Raw genomic sequence first — 25,468 nt, forward strand, 5'->3', positions numbered from 1 at the left:
TTCGATCTCCGAGATCGATTGGCTCCTGCGGATGGAGAGGCACGCGGGCCACAAGATGCCGATGCATCACCGGGGACATCGGGGCCAGCGGCCGGAACGATTTCCGTGGGGCGCTTGGACGGGCGTGGTGACTACTGACCCGGCGATGACCAGTCCATTATCCTCAAAACCTGGACTCGATTCGCATCCGTCGGCCGTCGTCTCTGGTGGGCCGAATACGGGGTCAGAAAATCTGTCTGGGGTAAAAGCCGAAAGCGTTGACGATTCGCTTACGGTAACTGGTGTTTCGATTGATATGACCGAGGGCCAAGGATTCTCCGGTACCGTTGGTACCATTTCCGGTATCTTGAATGCTTTCTCTAGTGCTGCTGCAGTCGAGATCCTTTGGGGCGACGGCTCAGTGAGTTCTCAGAGGGTCACGGACTTCACACCCGATGGCAATGGCCACGACGTTTACAATAGTGCCGTGATCACGTCTAGCCACGCTTATGCCGAGGCGGGCGCCTACACCATTTCCCTCTCAGTTACTCCCTATCGCGGACAAGCGACAGGTCCTTGGACAGGCACCAGTCTGGCCAATGTCGCCGACGCACCATTAATCGTCACGAGCACGCACGCGGACTTTTCCCTGAACGAAGAGCAATCGGTCTCTGGGACGTTGGCCACGTTCCAGGATCTTGCCGAGGTCCAGCCCACCGTTGACCCGCTCGATGTGAATGAGTATTCGGCGACGATCGACTGGGGCGATGGCACGATGACCGCCGGGACCCTCTCGCTCTCGGCGGGTGGGTATGTCACGATCTCGGGGACCTACAGTCACGGCTATGAGCCCGGGCGCTTTCGGATCACGGTGACGCTCCATGATGACGACGGGAGCACGGCGAGCGCCGTCATCGTGGCGGTGGTGACCGATCCGGCCGGCCCGGAGTTGGTCGTGCCGACCGGGATCATCAACGAGGTCGAAGGGCAACCCTTCAACGCCGCGCTGGCCTCGTTCCAGTTCACGCCTCCACTCGATCCCGATGACGGCCTGTACATTTCCAGCATCGACTGGGGCGACGGGACGCGATGGGGTGGTAATGGGGCCAGGTTGAACGACGATAGTAACTACATTTATCACGGGCAGCATACGTACGTAGAAGACGGCACCTATACGGTGACCCTGAAAGTGCAGACGGCGTCCGATGACGGGGAAGACGCTGGCGATTTGGATACCTATTACTATGTGACTGATACGATCATCGTCGCCGAGCCGACGCTGGGGCTGATCGGGGCCGGTACGTTGAACGCCGTCGAAGGCCAGTCCTTCACCGGCACGGTCGCCACGGTCGCCAATTCCGTCTTGTTGGGCCAGGATCCGGATTGCTCGGTCACCATCAACTGGGGAGACGGGAAGACGTCGCCGGGCTCGATCTCGGGGACGAGCATCGTCGGGACGCACACCTACGCCGAAGAAGCGACCTACGCGCCCAAGGTGACCGTCACCGACGACGGGCAGAGCGCCAGCGCGAGCGATACGATGGTCGTTACCGAACCGACCCTCACGCTCGTCGTGGGCGGGGGGAATGTCGGCACGATCAATGCAGGGATCGAGACCGCGTTCCCCGTCGCCACGCTCGTCGGCGCGACGCTCGACCCGTCCGTGCCCGACCCCGACATGACCGCGAAGATCCAGTGGGACGACGGTACGACGTCGGCGGGCCTCATCGTCGGGAACACCGTCTATGCTTGGGGGAACGTCCCCAACCTGTCCGCCGGTCCCCACACCATCACGGTGAGCATCTTCGACGACGGCGGCGGCCCGACGGCGACGTGGCCGTTTCCCGGCCCACCGGAGACTCCTCAACCGCCTCCTCCGGGATCGCTCAGCGGATCCGTCTTCGACAAGTTCATCGGGGCCGCGGGGGCGGGCGATTCGGGCCCGGCCGCGGTCGGGGTCGGCGGGGTGTCCGTCTCGCTCGTCAACCAGACGACCCTGGCGGTCGTCGCGACGACGACGACCGATTCCAAGGGCCTCTACACGTTCAATAACGTGGCCGCGGGGTCCTACCGGATTGTCGAGACTCATCCCACGGGATACCTCGATGAGAAGGCGGTCGTCGGGTCGGCAGGCGGGATGGCGGGATTCGGGCAGATCACCAACGTGACCCTGACCGGGTCGCCTCCTCCGGGCGCCTCGGGCTATAACTTCGCCGTGGATCGGCCTCCCACGATCACCTCGACGCCGGCCGTTACGACTCCCAGCAACAAGACCTATACCTACAATCCGACCGTCATCGATCCGGAGAATGACCCACTCCATTTCAAGCTCGTGACCGGCCCCAGTTGGATGTCCTTTGACCCGGGGTCGGGCCGGATGTCCGGAACCCCCACGAGCGGGGATGTCGGCAGCCAGAACGTCCAGTTCCAGGTTGACGACGGCCGGGGCGGCGTCGTGACCCAGTCGTTCACCCTGACGGTGGTCTCGACACCGCCCAACCAACCTCCGCTGTTCGTCTCGATTCCTGTCGTCGACGCCTACATCGGCACCCCCTACACGTATCAAGCGATCGCCACGGATCCCAACGGCGACGCCTTGACCTACACGATCACCACCGGTCCCGCTGGGTTGGCGATCCCCGACTCGGCCTCGGGCCTGGTCCAGTGGAACCCGACGCTCGCGCAGCTCGGGAACCAGCAGGTCACCGTGAAGGTCGACGACGGCAATGGGGGGACCGCCACGCAGACCTATACGGTCGTCGTCCACCCTACAGCCGGGGACCACCCGCCCGCGATCACTAGCGCCGCGATCACCTCCGTCGTCTCCGGGCAGCCCTACGAATACGACGTCACCGCCGTCGACCCGGACAACGACTCCCTGAGTTACTCCCTGACCACTTTCCCAACGGGCATGACGATCGATAGGATCGGGGGACAGATCACCTGGAGTACATCGGGCGTCGCCCTGGGGGCGTACAACGTCACGGTCCGGGTCGATGACGGTCACGGCCTCTTTGGTACGCAAAGCTTCGTTATCGCCGTCACCAACACGAACGAGATCCATGGCCACGTCTCCGCGGTCGTCGTCACGAACAACGGGGTGACGGCCCATACCTGGCAACCCCTGGTCCCCGGGCAGGTGAGCCTCTCGCCGATCAACACCGGGCTCTCCCAGCCGACCGGTATTGCCTATGACGAGAGCCTTAATTCGCTGATCGTCTCGGTCAACTCCAACACCGACGGTACGCCGAACAACTTCGCCCGGATTGCCAGCGATGGTTCGGCGTCTACCTTCTCGGACGTTCACGGGCTGACCGACGAGATCGAGATCGCCTCGGCGCGGTCGGGGAACCTCGGCGGCTTTACTCCGGGCGACCTCTTCACGGGGAATGGCGCCGACGGCCAGGTCTCGCGGATCACCGACAACGGCCAGACCCTCATCAAAGACTGGGTGACTCTCCCCGGCGAGGCCGGCTTGCTCCGTGGCGACCTCACGTTTGACACCACCGGCCTCTTCGGCTACCAGCTTATTGTCGTGACCACAACCGGCGGGATCTGGGAGGTCACCGCCCAGGGGACCGCCACCCATCTGGCGGACGTGGGCCACTTCCTCGAAGGTGTCGCCGTCCTCCCCAACGACCCCAACCGCTACGGGCCGCTTGCCGGTAAAATCGTCGCCACCGCCGAAATGCAGAAGGGGGTCTGGTCGATCGACACCCTGGGACATACCACCTACTACGACCTGGGGATCAGCGACCTCGAGACCCTCGATCTCATCCCCGCCAACTCGAACTTCTACGGCGTCAATCAGGGAAGTAACCTCTTCGGCGCCCCGGCTTCCGATTTCACGTCCATGGTCGGCGACATCCTCTTGGTCCAGGAGGATCGAAACGATTCGGGGGACGTCGAGAACAACAGCAGCGGAACTCCGCAGTCGCCGTCGGCCCTCTATCGCCTCTCGTGGGACGGCACGAAGTTGCGGACCGAGCCCATCATCCTCGCGAGCGGCTCGGCCCAGACCGGCCACTGGGAACACGTCACTTTCGCCCCCATGGGCCTGGGGCCGATCGACGACGCGCGTACCCCGTCGGTGCGCTGGAAGATGTATCTCGACCTGAACAACAACGGCCTGCTCGACACCAACGAGCCTACGGCAAGCTCCGATCGCAACGGGAATTACGTTTTCCGCAACGTCGCCTCCGGGACTTACACGCTGGCCGAACTCTCCCAGCCCGGGTGGAGCCTGGTCAAGCCCGTCCCGAGCACCTACACCATAACGCTGACGGGAGGGCAGGTCCGCACCGGCTACGATTTCCTCAACAGCCAGAACAACCCCCTCGGCGTCGACCAACTCCCCGCCTTCACGACGACCGCGCCGGCCACCGCGAATGTGGGCACCGCCTATATCTATACGAGCTATGCGGGTGACCTCGACCACGAGGCCATGAATTACAGCCTCACCGTCAAACCGGACGGGATGGAGGTCAATCCGCTCACGGGTGTTGTCACCTGGACGCCCACCCGAGATCAAATCGGAACCAATCAGGTGATTCTGCGCGTGGACGATGGCCGCGGAGGCGATGCTGTCCAGTCCTTCCAGATCACCGTCACCGACGAAAATTATCCTCCCACGATTACCACACTCCCCAGCAAAATCATCGTGGCTAATGGTGCGTATCAATATGCTGCCCATGCGACCGACCCGAATGGCGATTCTCTCACCTATACCTTCGATTCCTATCCTTCAGGAATGACGATCGATCATTCGACAGGGCTGATCACGTGGACCGCGACCACGTCACATGGCGTGATCCTCCGTGTTACAGACACCCATGGCGGCTATACTCTCCAGACGTTCTTCATCACAGTCGTTCCCGTCGACGAGCATCCCCCGGTCATCACTTCAAATAACCCGAGGACTTCGCTCCAGATCGGACGAACCTACGCATATCAGGTGCTGGCCTCCGACCCTGACGGCGATCCCCTCACCTACACGCTCGATACCCAACCGGCCGGGATGTCGATCAGCAGTACGGGCCTGATCACTTGGACCCCGACCGTCGCACAGTTCGGCGCGAATGCGGTGAGCCTGCACGTCTCCGATGGTCGGGGAGGGAGCGCACCCCAGAGCTTCACGATCAAGATCACGTCCCAGGGCAGCGATCAGCCCCCGAGCATTTCCTCGACGTCACCGCTCGCTGCCATCGTCGGCCAGACATACTCCTACGCGCTCACGGGGAGCGACCCCGACGGCGATCCGCTCGAGTGGAGCCTCGTCGCAGGGCCCGAAGGCATGAGCGTCAACCAAAACACCGGCGTCCTGACTTGGTCCCCCGTGACCAGTCAGATCGGCACCCAGACCGCCACGGTGAAGGTCGACGACGGGCAAGGCAAATCGGTGACCCAGACGTTCGGCATCAACGTCTATGGCGCCCTCCTCTCGCCGGTCATCACCTCGTCTCCCTCCACCGTCGCCAGCGTCGGCACGCCTTACGCCTATCAAGTGTTGGCGGCCGATCCCCAAGGATATCACCTCAAGTACTACCTCCTCACGGCGCCGGCGGGCATGGTCCTTTATCAGGACACGGGCCTGGTGTACTGGTCCACCCCCACGCCCGACCCCACCACCGGAGGGCCTCGGGACATCGTGATCCAGGTCACCGATGGTATCGGACCGGCCACGACGCAGGAGTTCAACCTCTTCGTCGCCAACAACCTCCCCCCCGCCTTCACGTCCACGCCCCCCCTCAACGCCGCCGTCGGGCGTGCCTATAGCTATACCGCAGTCGCGACCGATCCCAACGGCGACACTCCCCTGGTCTACTCGCTCGTCGGCCAGCCGTCGGGGATGTCGATCTCGAGCACCGGCGTCATCACGTGGACCCCGACGACGACGCCGAGCCAGGCCGGCACCTACACGATCACCGTCAAGGCCACCGACCCGAGCCTCTCCGTCGGGTCGCAGACCTTCACCCTGGTCGTCACCAACGACCACGCGCCCACGATCTCGTCGACGGTCCCCACGAACTCCATCATCGCGGGACAGACCTATAGCTACCAGCTCCAGGCGAGCGACGTCGATGGCGACCCGCTCACCTACAAGCTCCAGAACTACCCCACCTGGATGACCGTCACGCCCCAGGGCCTGATCACGGGCACGGCGCCCGGCAACCTCGCCACCACCGCCTACTCGAGCTTCAGCGTCATCGTCTCCGACCCCGCCGGGATGAGCGTGACCCAGAACCTCAACCTGGCCGTCCAGGCGGATACCCAGCCGCCGCAGAACACGACGGTGACGGCCCTGCCGGGTTGGACCGTCCCGGTGGGCGCCAAGGTCAACTTCCTGGTCTCGGCGACCGACAACGTCGCCGTCTCGTCGCTGACGCTCACCGTGAACGGCGCCGGGCTCGCGATCGACAGCCACAACGCCGCGAGCATGACCTTCACGACCGCCGGTAGCTATACCGTCGTCGCCACGGCCACCGATCCCGCGGGGAACTCGGGCACCTACACCAATACCCTGATCGTCTCCGCCCCGACCGGGCCGACTACCCCGATCGTCACGTTCAACTCCCTGCCGGACGAGTCGGTCGTCACCGCGCCGACCAAGGTGATGCCCAGCGGCGGGACGAACCTGGCGACCTACACCCTCTCCTACGCCCCGCTCGAGAGTTCGACCTTCACGACCATCGCGACGGGCACGGCCCCCTTGTCCGACGGCTCGCTCGGGACCTTCGACCCGACGATGCTCCCCGACGGCCCCTACACGCTCAAGCTCACCTCGACGGACACGAGCAGCCAGACGACCACGGTCAGCCGCACGATCAACGTCCAGGGCAAGCTCAAGCTCGGGAACTTCTCGCTCTCCTTCAACGACCTCAACCTCCCGTCACCCGGCCTCCCGATCACGATCACCCGCAGCTACGACACCCTCGACGCCTCGCGGACGGCCGACTTCGGCTACGGCTGGCGCTTCGACGAGCTCGATTCGAACCTCAAGGTGAGCATTTCTCAGACCGGATCCGAAGGGCAGGGGATCTTCGCCGGCTTCACGGCCGGGACCCACATTACCCTAACCCGTCCCGGCGCCGCCCCCGAAGGCTTCACCTTCGCCCCCACGCCTGACACCAACCTCGCGCTCTACGTCGGCGCCTCCGAAGAATACTTCCCGAACTTCATCCCCGACCCGGGCGTCACCGACACGCTAACGGTCCCGCAGATCGCGTTGATCGCGCTCGGAGACGGGACTTACATTGCCACCTCCGACGCGAATCTCGACCCCTACAACCCGGCCGACTCCGTTTTCGGTAGCGGTGCCTATACGCTCACGACCGTCTCGGGGCTCACGTACAGCATCAACGCCGCCAACGGCCGCTTCATCTCCGAGACCGACCGAGTTGGCAACACCTTGAACTTCTCGAACAGCGGGATCATCAGCAGCGGGCCGCAAGGTCAAATCTACCGCCAGGTCACGTTCACGCCCAACGGTTCCGGGCGAATCGGCACCATCACCGACCCCAACGGCAAGTCGATCACCTACACCTATTCCACCGCTGGCGACCTGAGCACCGTCACCGACCGACTCAGCAACGTGACGCAGTTCTTCTATGCGATGGGCCATCCACACGACATCGACCACGTCATCGATCCGCTAGGCCGCAAGGTGGCCCAGGTCTCCTACGGCACCGACGGTCGCGTGACAGTCATCACGGACGCTCTTGGCAACACCACCACGAATTCGAACAGCATCACCAGCCTCTCTGCGACAGAAACGCCGCCCGGTGGCGGGGGTTCCTCATCGGTCTCTTACGACAACCAAGGCAACCCCATCGGTGTGACGGACACCGCCGGCAATTCGAGCCAGGCGACCTACGTTAACAACCTTCTCGCCTCGCAAACCCAGGTCGTCAACGGCGTCGCCATCTCCTCCACGTATACCTACTACCCGAATGGGAGCATCGCGACCGTCACCGATCCCCTGAGCCACGTAACTCAGTTCACCGACAACGACTTCGGCCAACCAGAGACGGTGACGGATCCCCAGGGAAACACGACGACGATCGACTATTATCCCAATGGCCTCATTCAATCCGCAACGTCCCCCAAGGGGGTGACGACCTCGTGCGCCTACGACACTAGCGGCAACCTGAAGTCGCAGACGACCCCAAATGGGACGACGACCTATACCTACGACGCGCAAGGCAACCTGGCCACGACGACGGACCCCAGGGGGGTGACGACGGTCTACACTTACGACGGGAACGGCAACCAGAAGACGAGCCAGTGGACCTGGGTCGATCCCAACAATGCGGCCCACACTCAGGTCGTCAATACCGTCTTCACCTACGACTTCAACGACCGCCTCACGCAGACCGAACAAAGCGTCACGGATTCCGTCGCCGGCCTGATCTTCCACACGATTACCCAAGGTTTCTACGACCTGGATGGGCGCGTCTACAAGACGATCGACGAACTCGGGGGTGTGGCCCTCACGACCTATGATTCGAACGGGCGCGTCATCCAAACGACGAGCCCTGACAACAAGATCACAGACACCGTCTACGACGCCCAGGGACGAGTCCTGTGGACAGATGACCCCCATCTCCCAGGTCAGCCCACGAATGCGACGAAAACCCTCTATGACGCCGCCGGAAATGCCTCCGGCACGGAGCGCCACGCCGGGGTCGTCATTGCCATCAACAATCCGACCACGAACCCGACGAGTTCGCTCACGTCTGTGGGCACACTCCTCTCGTCGACGACCACGACTTATGACGCCGCCGGGCGCGTCACGCAAACCAAGGATGCCGCAACCCATGTCGTGACGTACAAATACGATGCCGCCGGCCATCAGATCGAGGTCGATGACGTTGCGGCCGGTGTCTCTCGCGCCACCAAGAGCAGCTACGATGCCGCCGGACGATTGATCGCCTCGACCGATGCACTGGGGTACGTTACTCACTACAGCTATGACAACGACGGGAACCTATTCCAGACCACCTACCCCGACAAGACCACGACGACCACGACCTACGACGCTAACGGACGAAAAGCGACCTCCGTGGATCAGAACGGCCTCGAGACCGACTACCATTACAATTCGTTCGGGGACTTGACGTCCGTCGTCCTCCCGGCTGTGATCGACCCCGCCACCGGCCTCTCGACGAAACCGACGTATACCTACGGATATGACAGCTATGGCAACCTCGTCAGCGTGACCGATCCCCTCAACCATACGACAACCTACAAGTACGATGCGCTTGGGAACAAGATCTCCGAGACCTTGCCCATGTCTCAGTCGGAGACCTGGGCCTACAACAGTCTCGGCCAACTCGCATCGACCGTCGACTTTGACGGTCAGACGATCGCCTATCAGTATGATACTTTAGGGCGTGTTCAGCAAAAGACCGAGTATCCACAAGGAGTCACAACGGCCTCGACGACGGTTACGTACACCTATGATACCGCCGATTCCAATGGCGATGGTGGACATTACGATACGGTCGTTTCAACCGCGGCGGGGACAACCACTTCGTACTTCGATGTGAACGGAAACCTCGTCAAGCTGACCTCCCCCCAGGGCACGATCAACTATACTTACAATCTCGCTACGGGACTCAAGACGGCGGTTACCACGACCAATACGGATACTCAATATGGCTATGACGATCTCGGCCGACTGAAGACCGTGACTGTGGACAAGCTCGATGGAATCTCGCTAGGCTCGCCTCTTGCCACCACCTACACATACGACCTCAATAACAACCTCATCACGACGAATCTCCCAAATGGAACCACTGAGACTCGTCAGTACGACCCGCTGAATCGGTTATCCTTCCTCAAGACCACCGATCCTTCGGCGGTTGTGATCTCGAGTTATCGCTATTCTCTCGACCTCAACGGCAATCGCCGAGTTGTCGTCGAGAACACTGGCCGGCGAGACGATTACACCTACGACGCCGATGGCCGGCTTGTTCAGGAGGCCATCACCCAAGACCCGGCCGCGGCCCGGGATCGAACCTTTACCTACACTTACGACCTCGCCGGCAACCGCGTCGCCAGCACCGACTCCGGGGCGCCTGCCAGTCAGCAGTCGCTGACGTACACCTATGACGCCAATGATCGCCTCTTGACTGTCACTGGCACCTCGGGCTACTCCCAGACCTACACTTACGACGCCAACGGGAGCACGAAGACAGTGACCGGCACCAGTGGCGCGGCGTCATCCACCTCGACCTGGGACCTGGAAGGCCACCTCGCCAGTTACGCGTCGGGCGGTGTCACCACGTCGTACACCTACGACGACGCGGGCAATCGCACAACAGAGACCACCGCCGGGTCGACGATGACGTTCCTGAACGACCCGAACCAAGCGTACGATCAGGTGCTCGAGGAATATACGGCGGGCGGTGTGCTCGCAGCGACCTACATACGGGGGCTGGACTTGCTCTTCCAAGACCGTACGACGGCGGGAGGTGGCACAGGGAAGTCGTTCTACGTGGTGGACGGACTTGGGAGCACCCGTGCGCTGACGAACTCTAGTGGGACGGTAACCGATACATACACGTACGAGGTTTACGGCGATCTGATCGGGCAGACGTGGGCGGCGACGGCAGCGACGCCGAACGAGTTCCTGTATGCAGGCTACCAGTTTGATGTGGCAATCGGCCAAGCTTATCTACGAGCACGTTACTATGACGAGGCCATCGGCGAGTTCGGTTCACGAGACACTTCTGATGGGTTGGTCTTTGATCCGATCACGCAAAACCACTACATTTACTCCGACTCCGATCCCGTGAACCGAGTGGATCCGTCCGGACACGATGGTGACTTCGTATCGCTCCAAGTCGGCATGGGAGAGAGCACAGCGATTGCGGGTCAACAGGCCCCTGCTGCTTTCCAGTCGTTCACAGCGATAGCAGGACTCGAGACGCAGGTCGCTTATCGAGCAATCCAGATTGCCGCGAATGCCGAGAATATCCTCTTCTACTCCGAATTCGGACTGTTGGCAACGTTGTTCGGTTTGGAGGTGTCGTCCGAATTACTCAGATATTCTGAACGTGGTATCACCGCACTCCTCAACAACACAGACCCAATCCCTGGAGGGCCTGACACAAAAAACATTGGCGAGTTTATGGAGCGGAAGTTTCAGGCTAATGGTACCGAGTACGAGACAATCGACGCTGTCGTCGATGAACCTGGAGGGCAAAGAGGAATCATCTCGCTTGGCTCGAAATATGGGGCCGATAGCGTGTCCGATGACCGCTATATTCAACGTGTTCTGGGCGAAGCCGAGAACAAAGCACGCAAGATTTCGACAGGACGTGTCTTTGTACCGAGGCCAGGGTTTTCCGCGGAACCCATCGAGCCCCAAAATGTCGGTGGTCGCCTCACCGTGATCGGAATTCCGGAAACACGGGCTAGAATTCTCACTAACCCTGCGTTTATAAGAGGACTGATGAACCTGCGAGCGACCATTCGGAACGTCCGTTTCGCGGTAGTCCCGATTCGTGGCTGGCGTCCGCGGTAAGAGTCTGTCCGAAAGGGGGAACAAGTTTGAATATGGCGATTGTGGCGACTGTATGAAATTCGCGATTATGCGGACAGCGTCGCTTCTGTCCAGTGGGATCTCGTCGAACCTTCCTTCCCCGAGAAGCCGGTGGAGGGCGGCCACGCAAGACCGACCCGCGGTACGTCCTCGACGCGACCTTGTACATCCTCCGTTATGGCTGCCAGTGGAGGTACATCCCCGGAGCCTTGCCCTCCAAGAACACCTTATAGCGCTACTCCAATTGCTGGCGACGCGTCGGGACGTTGGACCGAATCCACGACTCGTTTCGCCGGAAGTTCCGCCCGGAAGAGAAGCCCTACGAGCCCCACACTACGGTGAGCGTCGACAGCCAGCCGGTCTGTCGCGCGACCTTCGATGGAGATCAGCGGCGACGAGACAACCACAAGAACGTGAATGGGCGGAAACGCCATATCGTCGTGGATTAGCATGGGGTTGCTGTCGGCCGCGCGCGGCTGACGGCGGCCTCGATCGACGACGCGGCAGCCACGGACTTTTCACACGGTTTGGAGGGCCGTCCGGTGAGCTGGCTCACGCAAATGTTCGCGGACTTTGTACTCCAACTCTAATTTCTACAAATGGCTCGGCGAACATGCGAAATAGGAGTGGAGATCTTCCGCCGACCGAATGGGGAAATAGGATGGGTGAGATTACTGATCCCGTGGACTGTAGAGCAGACCTTTGCTTGGTTTACGAGATGCCGTCGGCCGAGCCTGGACCTGGAGAGGACCGTGCTGTTGTCGGAGTCATTCGTCAAGCTGGCGATGATCCAGTTGATGCTCCATCGCCTCGAGCGATCACATGACGATGCCGAGTTTCGTTATCTCAGAGCATCCAACTTTTGACCCCTTACGGGACAGACGCTAACTAAGAAGAAGGAAGCAATGAGCTTGATCAAGTTTGAGTTGTTTCAAGATGCTGATGCTCATGAGATGGCGATCTTGTACCATATGGTATGTGCGAGCGACAATTCGGCGCACTATGGCGAGATGATAAGGTTAACGGATGAGGAGTTTCGCCGACGAGGTTTGAATGTAATTCTTGGGATTCTGGACCGATCCCGTGTCGATTCTGAATTGCTTGTAACGACACATAGTGACAATATGGTATGGAGGAATTTATATAAGAAAAAGTTTAGATACAACAAAATTGATTTCTCTCGTGATTGTCGCCAGGCTACAATCACTACCATGCATTATGACGATCATTGGGATGTTGGCCCAATTTGTGGCGAACGCACTAATATTGGACTGGATATTGGGAGTGAGGAATTTGCGAAAACAGTCATGGATGCAATTGCGAAAAGCGAAGATTTTAAGTGGGTAGAGTCCGTTTTTGACGGTTGCCAGGCGATCTTTGACATTTACAGGAATAGTGGGAATGACGTTCTGACCTGGTTTGATTGGGTAAGGTTGAGCCTTCCGACGATTGAAGGCGATGTACTCACGGCATGGAACTATCCACGGTCGTTTCAGCGTGGTACATTGGCAGGTCAATTTCGGCAGTTAGCGGTGGAGAGTCTCCAGCAGTTTTCTCGACGCCAACGGAGACAGAACCTAAATCCTCGGCCTCGAGGATCCCAGGTGGCGGATACTGGGGCTTATGCTGAGCAACGTGTCGTGGTTTATCAACGGGAAGATCCGCGTCTGGTATTTATGCGGCCCTTCTTTTACGATCCTGATGATCTTAGCCAGATTGATTCCGGCTTGGAGTTCAGAATTCCCATCGATGCTGATGAGACGGTGTTCTTCCGTGTTTTCATGGATGCGATTTCGCATTGCGCATCGTGACTTAGAGAGTATTAAATCGCGGATTTCCGCAGCCCGAATTCAATGGAGCCGAAAGGAAAGGACATGCAGCGCAGTCTTGACGTCCCGCCTCGACGTCGCTACTGTGCTGATGATCACACCCAGGAGGTTCCCCGATGACGATGGCACGCGCCCATCTGGTCGATCCGGCCGTCACCCGTTGGTATCATTGCATCGCTCGCTGCGTCCGGCGCGCCTTCCTCCTGGGGGATCCTGAGCACGGCCGCAAGGACTGGATCGACCAACGGCTCAAGGAACTTGCGGAGATCTTTGCTGTCTCGGTCGCCGCGTTCTCGGTCATGGATAACCACCTCCACGTCCTCGTCCGCCTGGACCCCGACGTGGCCGGGGGCTGGTCCGATGAGGAGGTCGTCCGACGCTGGGGACGACTCTTCCCGCCGCGCGACCGATCCCGCAAGCCGCTGCCCGTCTCCGACGAGTGGGTCCGGGGACGCCTCGCCGACGCCGAGTGGGTGGCGAGCGCGCGGCGACGACTGCAAAGCCTCAGTTGGTTCATGAAGTGCCTGGAAGAGCCACTTGCAAGACTTGCGAATATCCAGGACCGATGTCGGGGGGCGTTCTTCGAGAGCCGCTTCAAGAGCGTGGGGATCCTCGATGAGGAGGCGCTCCTGGCGACCTGCGCCTACATCGACCTCAACCCGGTCGCGGCCGGCCTCGTCGATGTCCCCGAGGCGAGCCCGCACACCTCGATCAAGGAGCGCGTCGACCACGTCAAGGACCAGGAGCGGTGCGACGACCTCGCGGCATCGCGTCGGGGTAGCGTGGCGGGGTCGGAGGCGTCGTCGGGCCTGGAGGACGCGCTGTGGCTCTGCCCGGTCGAGGATCGTCGTCCGTTGGATTCGACTCGGGAAGGGATGCTGGAAGGGTTCCCGCTGGGAAGCTATCTGCTGCTGGTCGATTACACCTCGCGGCTGTTCCGGGAGGGTAAGGCGACGGTGGCCCGCGAGGTGTCCGAGATCCTCGAACGGTTGGGTTCGAGCGCGGAGACCTGGCGAGCGCGGCTCGAGGGCTTGAGGAAGGGCCGCGTGCTCGGGCGATTCCTGGCGTCGAGCCGATCTCGTCTCGCGGAGGTCGCGGCGTGCCTCGGCCTGGGCCGGGTGGCGAACCTCAATGGGTGTCCCGCCGACTGAGGTTCGACTCGAAGCCGTGCCCGGCCCATGTCATGATCGGTGGGGCCGCGTCCTGCGCCCCCGATTCGCGGGATCCCCGGCTCCTTTTTGATACGATCGTGTCGTCCTGGGCATCGGGCCTTCGAGCAGACAAATTGCGACTCGAGGGGCAGGGGAGTCGTACGTGATTCGACTCCGATAGCCCCTGGGGTCGTCGGTGCTTTGACATTCCGCTTTGCATGTCCTTGGCTTTCCCTTGGCTTTCCGCGTGTCTCGACGAGCGCAAGCCGGGGGTGTCGGGGAGGCGCTCTCATCGTGGTGTCGACCATCCTTGCCAAACGGCCCAGGTGATCGTGCATGCGATTGCGAAGGCGACGACCGAGAGGAAGATCGTGCTGTTCAAGAACCTGCCCACGAAGTCGAAAGGATTGTTTTCTTGGCGGATGGAAATTCTCGTCTGCGGTCGAGCCGCGTTCGGAAATGAGGGTTCGTTGGCCGCTGCCGGGGGAAGCAATCAATTATTCCAAAATTCACGATTTAAAAAAAGCAAAAAGCCCAACACTTTTTGAGTCCATGGTGCCTGGCCGGTCGCCGACGACCCCGCGGGGTGCGGGACGATTGCCCGTCTTGCGGAAAGTGGGTATCATCAAGATTTGAAAAAACAAAAATTCGGCCAAGGAGATCCCCCATGAGCAACGCCGACCGGCTCGCGGAGATCGTCAAACGCGCCCCGCACAGCTTCCAGTTGATCCGCGCGCAGAGCAGCCTCAAGCTCAGCGACGACGAATTCGCCACCATCATCCGGGACAATCCGAAACGGTTCGCGTCCGTCAGCTTCGTCAAGAAGACCGCCGATGGTAAGCCGATCAGCCCCGGTCGCCCCGGCGTCAAATTGATCGGCCCCTGAACAGAAAGCTAAGAACGGCCGAGTCGCGAGCGGCCGGCCCGCTCGTCCGCGCGCAACGGGGGCCACTCGAGGGCGTGCCGTACGTCTCGGGCGCCCCCCCGATCGACCCTGGGGAACGATTCACGATCCCGGCGGCACGAAGGTCGGCGGTTTTCCGCGGGACTACCGTAGAGCGGGGAGGTCATCGCGCGGAACGCGGCGTGCCGCACCGCCGTGTCCCGATCTCAACGCGACTTCATGTGCGGGTACGGCATTATTTAATTGTGGATTGTGAATATTTGGTGATTTTAAGAAGTGGTTTCTCGAAGCTTCGTTCGTTGAGAGAATCACGCCGCTCCCAACCCCTAGGCGATCACTCATCTCCACTGGGTTCGACCGTCGCATTCGACGGGCCGATCAGCGACAACCGCCGAGACGTCTCTGCTTCACGCTCGTAGACATCCACGACGGGATTCCCCCGCGGGAATGGTGCTCGGCGGCGGACGAATTGGGGCGGTCGAGGCCGTCACGCCGAAATCGCCCATCGCGACACGTCTCGCCGTCCTCCCCGACCTCTCTCTCCGCGAATTCCTCGCCACCAAGGCACCAGGAACTAGAACTTCGGAAGGAGGTCCGAGGGGGATTCATCCTCTCGGAGACCTCCCCTTTGTTCCTTGTTGTCTTCGTGGTGAAGACCCCGTGCGGTGGAGATCGGTGGGGATTGTCCAAGAACTTTGTCCGGCCACCCGAGACTTGGCGTTCTCGAATGTGGGCGAGAACGACAAAGTTTCTCGCGGGAAAACGACAAAACAGATAAACGCCTAAGATTAAATTAAATTAATGGGATGGCGGACCGGATCAGGATCAAGGGGCCGTCGCTCCTGCGGACCCACCTCGGTCTACGACTCGAATATTCGGTTCGTCGGCGGACTGGCGTTCGAGAATTTCCGGGCGAATTACTCGACGCAGGAAGAACGCGAGGATCGCCGCTACGGCGGCGCCGTGGCCGGGACCAACGTCTACCGCAAGTCGGGTGACGATTGGGTCGTGTTGTGGCAGCAAGAGACCCTGACGCCTCGGGTGAAGATCTCCCGGGAGAAGGTCAAGGGCGAGCACGTCTACTGGGGGTACGCCGAGGGGCATTTCAAGAAGCTCGACTCGCAGAACTGGGCCGAGGACTACCCCGGAAACCATTTCGAGTTCATCGAAGCCGGCCACACCGACGACTACGTGGAACTCTTCGACGATGGCCGACGATGCACGGTCCGGCTCTACGACAATCGCTGCGAGGTCCGGGGACCTTTCACGAACATGGAGTTCAAGGACTTCCATGACGGCGAGTGGGGCTCGGAGTGACCCCCACCCATCCGCACCGAGTCTCGAGATCATCGACCTGAGTCCTTGAAACCCGGACAGTCCCCCACACCGAGGCCCCCCCGGTCCCTCCCGACCGGCGGGGCCTCTGCCGTTTTCGAACACCGGATCGCCCTCATCCTAAAGGGGGACGATACATTCCGTGCGTCGCAAGTGTTGGTGTGGAATGCGTGCTGAACCAAGGTTTGACATTTCGTGGAGAGTGTATGGCCTGGGCGGGAGGCTCGAGAGGTCCATCGACCGTGTGGCCATGCCCCTGGAACACGTTCGAGGCGCGGGAGGGCTCTCACGGGTGACGAAACGGACTGAAGGCGAATCGTGCCGATTTGCCGAAACCTTGAGATTCGGACGTGCGAAAGAATGACAGATCCGTGATGACGGTGGAAATCGTGTCACACTTTTTCATTCATGATGAATAGCAGAGCCCTCGGAATGCCTCCGAGGAGGGTGGGGGGACTACCTCGGTTGGGGACGGCGGTGTCTTCGTCAATTCCTCAAGAAAGTTGGCCCTTGGTGATGCCGGTTGGTTGCCCTAATGGCTTGATCCGAATGCGGTTAGGGCGTCGTGGCTGAGGACTTCTCCCGCCCGGTGTTGCGGCGTGTGTTCCCGTTTGTAATGAGGAGACCGGTAACAACGTCGAAGAATGCACGGCTGAGGTGGCACTACCTTGGATGCATGTCAATCGTCGGTTGGAGTTGGCGGGTTTGCGAGAGACAGTCCACGCCCTCGGAGAGAGACGATGCTTGCATTTGTAGTGTGTCGAGACTCCTGCGGGAACTCTCGCGATCCTCGAATTTCGGGTCGCACCTTCGAGGGTGAGGTCTTCTTTGGTTTTTCTCCCGTTACCGCCTTTAGATTTCATCCCGATTTCCGTACCTTTTGAGTGCCGAAGTCTCCGGATCATCAGCACGATGACCTAAGGAGTCGCGGTGCGTGCATGCAAAAATGCCTCGTGAGATCGATTGGACGTTGATCGGGCAAGTAGGAAGATCTGCCGCGAGGCATTTCCAGAGTCCATGGCCCGTTCGTCGACCTCGATACGCAAAGACCTCCCCCCCGTCCGTTCCTTCGTGAAGTGCGCGCGGCGTTTCTGTGACCGTGTGTCTGGCTTTGAGGTGGCGGGTTGGACTGGTAGGCCCGTCGAGTGGCGGAGATTCGGGTGTGGGGGACCATAACGGGGCCCGCCATCGAAGGGATCGGAGGCGATGCTGGCCTCGGACTCTCCCGCCTCGGATCTCGAACGGCCCGGGAACGTCGTGGTTCCCCTCGCGAGTCTTCGAATGTCAAAGGGCCGATGATGAGCAAACCCTCCGCGGAGCCGTCGGTGGATCGACTCGAACGCCTGGAACAGACCGCCGCGCTCCTTGCCCAGCAGTTGAAGCAGGCGGAACGGAACCTGTCGGGATTGAAGTGGATCTTCTTCGGGATGATCCTGGTCATCGGCGTCGCGGTCACGCTCGCGGTCCAGGCCGGCATCATCCGGTTGGACGAGCTCGGCGCGTCGGTGTCGAAGACCGTGAATTCGCAGGAATACGGCCTCCACAACCGCGAAGGGAAGCGCGTCGTCCTCTCCGACTACGACAAGTTTGGGTATCCCAGCCTCGTCTTCATGGATATCAACCTGAACTACAAGATGGGCCTGAAGGTGTGGCCCTTGCCGGGCGGAGAGGGCATGCCCAGCCTCGTGTTCTACGACGGCTCCGGGCTGCGCGGGAACTTCCGGATGGAGGAGCAGGGCGAGATCGTCGTGAACCTCCTCGGCCAGAAGGGCAAGGGGGGGATCACCATGAAGGTGACCGAGGACGGCAACCCCAGCATGAAGTTCACCGACAAGTCCGGGAAGGTCCTCTTCGAAGCCCCGACCCCGACGAATTGACGGACGTCGAACGAGGGGCAAAGCCGGGCCTGAGGAACGGAAGCGCGTGGCGGATCGCCGCACCCTTCGACCCTCGATGTTGATGGTATCGCCCGATCATGGTGAGGATCCAAAGTTGATGAGCGACCGGACGTCTCGAATCGTGGCCTCGATCCGGACCATGCTGGTGGTCGGACTCTCGGTTTTGGCCGTGGGTTGCTTCCAGGAAGACAACGAACGCGAGTTCCTCAAGTCCGCCAAGCCTGGGGTCGACACGAGCATCCCCGGCGAGACTTATGCCCAGAAGAAGGCGCGGACGGTTCGTCGGACCGCAATCGATCGAAAGGCCGAGAAGCGGCGGAAGTCGATCGACGAAAAGAAAGCGCAAACCAAGTGAGGACTCGGTCCTCTTGGCGAGGTGAATGGTTCGGCGGGGCTCGAGATTCTTTGCTGGCTTTCGGCCGTTGGGGCTGATTCTTTATTTTATAAACATTAATAGAAGTTGACGCAATTCTGGCATCGTGAAGTTCGACTCTCGGGATTCGCGGGCCGAATTGTATCGGTTGGGATCACGAGTGACGCGAATTCGTGAGGTTAACGGTCGACGCACGCGACTCGTCTCGTTGCCCAACTCTCTGAAAGCGGCCGTAACCCTCTGACAGCGGCCGTAATCATCGTCCAGCTTCTTTCGTGTCTTTGTTGATTCGATCCCTTCGTTTTTCGGAGTTCGATGACATGAAATGCCATCGTGAACCTCGAGGTTTCACCCTGATCGAGCTGCTGGTGGTCATCGCCATCATCGCCGTCTTGATCGCGTTGCTCTTGCCGGCCGTGCAGTCGGCCCGCGAGGCGGCCCGTCGTGCCCAGTGCGTCAACAACCTCAAGCAGATCGGCCTGGGGGTCCACAATTACGTCAGTGCCAACGATGCGATCCCGCCGACGGCGACCATCGGCACCTCGACCCAGAACTATCAAGATCAAGGCGTGCTCTGCCGCATTTTGCCCTACATCGAGCAGCAGCCCGACTACAACTCCATCAACTTCAGTTACGGCGTACGTGCGGATGTGCCCGGGAATTTCAGCAACTGGAATGACCCTCCCATGGATGAGAACGCCTGGGCCGGCAAGTGGGGGCGGAGCAACGCGACAGCGAATATCACCTATGTCCAGAGCTTCCTTTGTCCGTCGGACGGCCACAACGGTGGCAACAATACTTTGTTTATGAGCGGTCAGCGTAAGCTGATCGGCACGACCAATTACTATTGGAATGTGGGCTTGTCGCGATTTTTTACTGGCGGGATCATTAACGGACCTTCATACTCGCCCGGGGCGATGGATCAAAACGCAAGTAAGCCAGGAATTGCCTGCGCCAACAGCGTCGTGACAATTGCGACGTTCCAAGATGGGACCAGCAACACGGCGATCATGAGCGAGTCGCTCCAGAGCTCCGAAGGACAACCTATCGACGGCCTCGGGATGGTCTATGATGGCCCCGCCTGGGATACGTATATCGGCAAGGGTACCCCTGATGCTCCCGCCGATTGGTTGGCCGCGCAGGATTGTCAGATGGGTACGACGGCCACCCTCGGGCAGGAATACTATTGGAAGGGTGAATTCGCTCTTTCTGGTGGGCACAACATCTATTCGCATACGCAGACTCCGAACCGTCGGTCGTGTTATTGGGTCAACGTGACCAGCTGGCCGCCCACATCGTCGCAGCAGGACTTCGCGGGCGGGACTCAAACGATGGTCTCCGCCAGCTCGCGACATCCCGGCGGGGTGAACGTGCTCTTCATGGACGGCTCGGTCCATTTCATCAAGAACTCGGTGAACTTCCGTCCCTGGTACGCCATCGCCACCCCGAGGGGCGGCGAGGTTGTCAGCGCCGACGCGTTCTGACGACATCGCTCTTGTCGACGGAGGGATCGGCTGACCGCGATCCCTCCGTCTCATCTCGTCACGTCCCGCCCTGCAACGAGTGGGGCGGAATTCGTCGCGCCGGGGAACTGGACGCGTTGAACTGAAGGCGTTCGACACCTTGTTGAATCAGCGATCGTCGTGCGATCCCGCGGCCCGCCCGGATCCCGTCCCGGGTGGGTCGCTCCGCGCGCGGCCCGGACGAGTTCGGGCGTGGTTGGTCGTGGGGCTCGTCGTGGCCGCCGGCGCCGTGAGGCTCGGCGTCTGGTTCGGGTCGAGGTTCGATCCGATCGGCAGGGCCCAGGCCGCCTACGATCGGGGCGAATTTCGGCCGGCCCTCGGGGCGGCCCGCGAATACCTCAAAACAAGGCCAAGTGACCCTCGGGCCTCGCTCATGGCGGCGCGATGCTCGAGTCGACTCGGCCTGACGCGGCAGGCCGAGCGTCATTACCTCAACGCCGGCTCCCTGGACCCCGACGACCTCAACGACCGCGGTTATGGGCTCGTGCTCCTGAACGAGCCGGAGGCCGCCGCCAAGCTCTTCGAAGAGGTCCTCGCCCGCAGGCCGAACGACGCCCTGGCCTTGAAGCGGCTCGCCGCGGTCCGGATGGGGCTCAAGCAGTGGCCGCAGGTCATCGCGCTGTCCGATCGCCTGCTTCTGATCCCTTCCGAGGAAGTCCCCGCGCGGACCATGGCCGGGATCGGTCACCACGAGGCCAAGCACTACAGCCAGGCTGTCGCGGAGTTTGGGCGGGTCCTCGAACTCGACCCAGGCTTGAAGACGATGCCCCTCCCCAAGGCTCTCTTCTGGAACCACTACGCGATGGACCTGATGGGCCTGGGCCGCTCGGCCGAGGCGCGAGGGTATCTGGAGCGGGCCCTCTCGGAGATCGCCGACGCGGGCCTGATGGAGCTGCTCGGCCTGAGCTACCACCTCGAAGGGGCGGCCGAGGAGGCCGAGCGTTGCTGGAACCGCGCCCTGGCGATGGATCCCGATAACGTCGACGCCCGCCTGGAACTCGGCCGCCTGGCGATGAGCCGGAGGCGCTGGGAGGAGGCGGTCCGCCTGCTCGAGCCGGTGGCGACCCGCTCCCCCGACTCCATGGAGGCCGCCTACAGCCTGAGCCGAGCCTATCAGCAACTGGGCAAGACGTCGGAGGCGGCCTTCTACCAAGGCCTGGCCGCCAAGATCCGCCAATCGAAGCCGAGCGTCGGGGGGATGGGGACGATGCCGATGCCCGAAGACCTCCCGGCCGCCCGCTCGTCCGCCAACCCCCGGAAGCCCACGCCATGAGCGATCTCCCGTCGAAGCCTCGCCGGACCTTGCTCCTCGCAATCCTGGGGGGCGTGGTCCTCGCCGGCGTCGTGGTCGGGGCCGGGTTCGCGATCTCGGCGGCTCGGCGTTCGCCGTCGCCGACCCTCGACGGGCTCTCACCGCTGCTTGATGCCGGCCGGTTCGACGAGGTTGAAGCGCGGGTCGATGCCTACTTGCAGGCCTTCCCCGACAGCATCCAGGCGAACATGCTGCTGGCCCAGGTTTCCCTCTCTCGGCGCGACCAGAAGCCGCAAAAGGCCCTCGAGTGCCTGAAGCGGGTCCGGAGCGCCGACCCGACGGTCGTTTCGATCGTCCGGCTCAACGAGGGGAAGGCGTATTCGGCAATGACGCGATACGACCAGGCCGAGGCATGTTGGCTCGAGGCCTTGCGGATCGATCCCCTGGTCCCCGAGGCCGGCTGGGCCCTGCTCGGGATCTATTACGTCCAGGACCGCATCGAGGACTCGCACCGGCTCGGTCTGGCGCTCCACGCGATCGAGCTCGACCCGCGCGACCGCGTGCAACTGCTCCTGGAGCTGATCCGCCAGGATACCCAGACGCTCGACATCAACTCGATGACGCCGATCCTCGAGCCGGTCGTCCGCCAGTATCCCGACGACCTCTACACGGGCATCGCCCTGGCCCGGACCCTCCTGAACAACAGCCGGACGGAGCAGGGGCTCCCGGTTCTCCGGCGCCTGGTCGCGCGGTATCCCGACAATCCCGTCGCCTGGAGCGCCCTCCTGCGTGGACTGGAGCTGGTCTACCTCCCCGACGAGCTTGGGAAAACCCTGGGCCAGCTCCCCAGGTCGTTGGCAGGCGACCCCCGGTTCGAGCGTTTCCGGGGGATCGTCGCGCAGACCCGTCGCGAATGGCCGGCCGCCGCCGACGCCTTCCTTCGTGCCTCGAAGGCTGAGCCGTCCGACTCGTTCGTCGTCTATCGCCTCAGCCGAGTGCTCAAGTCGCTGGGCCGGGCCGAGGAGTCCGAGCGGTTCGACCGCCAGTACCGGGTGATGGAGGAAGCCAAGCTCGAGTCCCCCGCACTCTACAAGGAAGCCAACGCCGACAAGACGCTCGGCAGCACTCCTCACGCCGACCTCTACCGGCGGATCGCCGACAACCGCGAGCGGCTGGGCCGTCGCGGGGAAGCGCTCGTCTGGTATCGCCTCGCCCTCGGCGACCAGCCCGAGGATTCGGTCAGCCTGGCCGCCGTCGATCGGCTCGGCGACGCCCCCTTGCCGACCCTCAAGGAAATCCTCGCCGCAGGTCCTCGTCCCCGGTCGGCTCCGTGACGACGGATTTCCGAAAATCCCGGGAACTGGCCGTCTCGTCGCGCCCTCAATAGGGCAAGGACACCACGAGGCGGGAGGCGGGACGCGATGACGGGCCGGATGAACAAGGAGACGCTCGGCTGGCTCGACGCCCTCGGCCGCGAGGGCTCGATCGCCGGGATGAGCGACGGGGAGTTGCTCGAGCGGTTCCTCGAGAAGACCGACGCCGGGGGCGAGGCGGCGTTCGAAGCCCTGGTCCGACGGCATGGGCCGAAGGTCTTGGCGGCTTGTCGGAGCATCCTGCCCGACCCTCACGACGCCGACGACGCCTTCCAGGCGACCTTCATCGTGCTGGCCCGCCGTGGGACGACGGTCCGCGACCGCGACCGCCTTGAGATGTGGCTCGGGCGGGTCGCGAGGCGCATCGCCTTGCGGGCCAGGCGCGACGCGTCGCGTCGCGAGGGTCTTGGGCGACGACGCGCCGTGGAGGCCATCGAGGCGGAGGTGGCACCTACCCAGGCAGGGCTCGTCACGGCCGAGGAGGCGTCACTGGTCCGCGCCGAGGTCGAGCGACTTCCGGAGTCCGACCGACTCCTGATGCGGCTGACCTACTGGCAGGGGAAGTCGTACGAGGAGGCGGCCGCCATGCTCTCCTGGCCGATCGGGACCGTCCGGAGCCGTCTCTCGAGGGCCCGAAGGCGGCTGCAAGGACGCCTGGCACGCCTCGGGCTGGCCCCGGTCGTGGCCTCGGCCGGCTCGGAGACCCTGGTGGAGGAGGCGTCGGCGTTGGCGGTTCCCGACGCGTTGGTCCTGCAAACGGTGCGTGCCGCTGGCGGACGTATGGGCGGAGTCTCGGCGGTCGCGGAGGCCGGGGCGGTCTCGGCTTCGGTGGCCGCGATGGTGGACGGGGAACTTGCCGTGCTCTCAGCACTCACCTGGAAGTCGGCCGCCGCGTGTTTGATCGTCGGCGGGAGCGTGACGGTCGCCGGCGTAGTCTCAAGTATCCCAAGATCGTCGCCCCCTCGACCTATTAAGGCGGTCGCGCCTCCGGTGTTCAAGGTGGCGAACGCCGCATCCGAGCCCAAGGCTGGCCCGATCGATCACGAGGCCTGGGCGAAGAAGCTGGCCGCCCTGAACGACGCCGAGTGGCGCGTGGCCTTCGCCGTCGGCGAGGAGTTGGCAGCGCTGCCTCCCAACGACGGCTTCGCCATCCTCGCGGAGAACTGGGAGAAGATCACCAAGTCCGGCTCCCGGCAGCAACTCCTCAAGGCCTGGGCTTTCGCCAGGCCCGATCCCCAGGGGCGTGGCCGACACCCCCGGCTCCTGGATGGGCTGGACCTGGGGATGCGCGACCGTTCCCCCGAGGTCCAGCAGTGGTCGATCAACTACCTGGGCGACGTCGCGTTCCGGGATTTCTCCGAGGACTTCGCGGCGTACAAGGCGTGGTACCAGGCGAACCGCGACAAACCCCTGCCCGAAGTCATCGCCGGGTCGGCCCGCCGGCTTGCGGCCGAGGCCGATCATGCGTCGAAGGCCGAGGCGCCGAAGCTCGCCGAATGGATCGCCCGGCATGCCGACCGCCTCCGCGAGGTCCCTGAGGCCCGCCGTGCCGCGCTCGACGCGGGGCTCTTGAAGACCCTCGAACGATGGTTGGTGACCGCGGAGGCCGGGGCCAGTCGGGAGGAGACCCAATTCGCCGCCAAGACCATCACCGCCATCGGGCTGCTCGGGCCGGGCGAGGCTGGACTCAGGCGCCTGGTGGTCCCCCGGCTTTCCGAAGACCGGCCGGTCGAGGTGAGGGTCGCGGCGGCCTCGGCGCTAGATAGTAAGGAGAACGCCTGGGCCCTCGACCTCTTGCTCGACAACCTCAAGGCCAGCCTGGACCGGGGCGATAAGGCCGTGAGAGTCGATACGTGGTCGGTGGCCGCCACGCTCGCGAGCATCGACGACCCGCGGGCCATCCCGACCATGATCGCGGTCATTGATGCCGACAACACGTATGACACCGTCTATGGCGTCGGCTACTTCGGCCTCGGCCGCCTGACCGGCGTCTCGTATGACGAGTCGCATGATGGCAAGTGGTGGCGCGGGTGGTGGGAGAAGAACAAGGAGAGGTATCCCGAAAACGTCCGGACGCTCAAGATCCCCAAGATCACCCCGAAGCCTCGCGCCGGGCGAGCCGCGGCACCCTAGCCCGGATATTTCATAGGCCCTCTGTATGCCGACGGGGGACGACGCATAAGCACACTCCTTCGTGTCGGATGGCTCTGCGGTCGGTGTCCGGCCCCGATGCGCATACCTTCCCCCTGACCCCCGTCGCAGGGGCCTCAATCGATCTCGCGTTTTTCTCGCGTCATCCCGTC

13 protein-coding genes are annotated in these 25,468 nt (G+C 62.2%); all 13 read left to right on the forward strand.

Going from position 1 to position 25,468, the window contains the following annotated elements; genetic code table 11:
- The first annotated feature begins 658 nt into the window (after positions 1 to 658).
- The 13 genes from ACYOEI_RS35090 to ACYOEI_RS35150 all read left to right on the forward strand — a co-directional run bounded on the left by ACYOEI_RS35090 (position 659) and on the right by ACYOEI_RS35150 (position 25,298).
- Positions 659 to 11,509 carry a putative Ig domain-containing protein gene (locus tag ACYOEI_RS35090; RefSeq protein ID WP_462854916.1) on the forward strand — a complete coding sequence of 3,617 codons (10,851 nt, stop codon included), beginning with the start codon at positions 659 to 661 and terminating at the stop codon, positions 11,507 to 11,509.
- Between the two features lie 92 nt (positions 11,510 to 11,601).
- The gene (locus ACYOEI_RS35095) at positions 11,602 to 11,760 is read left to right on the forward strand and encodes a transposase (RefSeq protein WP_462854917.1); all 159 of its coding nucleotides are present in this window, start codon (positions 11,602 to 11,604) and stop codon (positions 11,758 to 11,760) included.
- Positions 11,761 to 12,432: 672 nt separating this feature from the next.
- Entirely contained in the window at positions 12,433 to 13,338 is a 906-nt protein-coding gene (locus ACYOEI_RS35100) for a hypothetical protein (RefSeq protein ID WP_462854918.1), read from the forward strand.
- Between the two features lie 134 nt (positions 13,339 to 13,472).
- Entirely contained in the window at positions 13,473 to 14,507 is a 1,035-nt protein-coding gene (locus tag ACYOEI_RS35105) for a transposase (protein WP_462854920.1), read from the forward strand.
- 218 nt (positions 14,508 to 14,725) lie between these two features.
- The gene (locus ACYOEI_RS35110) at positions 14,726 to 15,055 is read left to right on the forward strand and encodes a hypothetical protein (RefSeq protein WP_462854922.1); all 330 of its coding nucleotides are present in this window, start codon (positions 14,726 to 14,728) and stop codon (positions 15,053 to 15,055) included.
- Positions 15,056 to 15,174: 119 nt separating this feature from the next.
- Positions 15,175 to 15,393, forward strand: coding sequence for a hypothetical protein (locus ACYOEI_RS35115; protein ID WP_462854923.1), 219 nt, complete (start codon positions 15,175 to 15,177; stop codon positions 15,391 to 15,393).
- Between the two features lie 819 nt (positions 15,394 to 16,212).
- Positions 16,213 to 16,728: a hypothetical protein gene (locus ACYOEI_RS35120; RefSeq protein ID WP_462854925.1), complete on the forward strand. Its 516-nt coding sequence runs from the start codon at positions 16,213 to 16,215 to the stop codon at positions 16,726 to 16,728.
- Between the two features lie 1,343 nt (positions 16,729 to 18,071).
- A complete protein-coding gene (locus ACYOEI_RS35125) occupies positions 18,072 to 18,623 on the forward strand; it encodes a hypothetical protein (RefSeq protein WP_462854926.1) in 552 nt (183 codons plus the stop codon).
- Between the two features lie 118 nt (positions 18,624 to 18,741).
- Positions 18,742 to 18,999, forward strand: coding sequence for a hypothetical protein (locus tag ACYOEI_RS35130; RefSeq protein WP_462854928.1), 258 nt, complete (start codon positions 18,742 to 18,744; stop codon positions 18,997 to 18,999).
- Positions 19,000 to 19,337: 338 nt separating this feature from the next.
- Positions 19,338 to 20,501: a DUF1559 family PulG-like putative transporter gene (locus ACYOEI_RS35135; protein WP_462854930.1), complete on the forward strand. Its 1,164-nt coding sequence runs from the start codon at positions 19,338 to 19,340 to the stop codon at positions 20,499 to 20,501.
- Positions 20,502 to 20,742: 241 nt separating this feature from the next.
- Positions 20,743 to 21,813, forward strand: coding sequence for a tetratricopeptide repeat protein (locus ACYOEI_RS35140; RefSeq protein WP_462854935.1), 1,071 nt, complete (start codon positions 20,743 to 20,745; stop codon positions 21,811 to 21,813).
- Complete coding sequence (locus ACYOEI_RS35145; RefSeq protein WP_462854932.1) at positions 21,810 to 23,126, forward strand: tetratricopeptide repeat protein; 1,317 nt, start codon at positions 21,810 to 21,812, stop codon at positions 23,124 to 23,126. The genes ACYOEI_RS35140 and ACYOEI_RS35145 overlap by 4 nt, the downstream gene beginning before the upstream one ends.
- Before the next feature lie 87 nt (positions 23,127 to 23,213).
- Entirely contained in the window at positions 23,214 to 25,298 is a 2,085-nt protein-coding gene (locus ACYOEI_RS35150) for an RNA polymerase sigma factor (protein ID WP_462854934.1), read from the forward strand.
- Positions 25,299 to 25,468 lie beyond the last annotated feature (170 nt).

This window comes from Singulisphaera rosea (assembly GCF_054877945.1).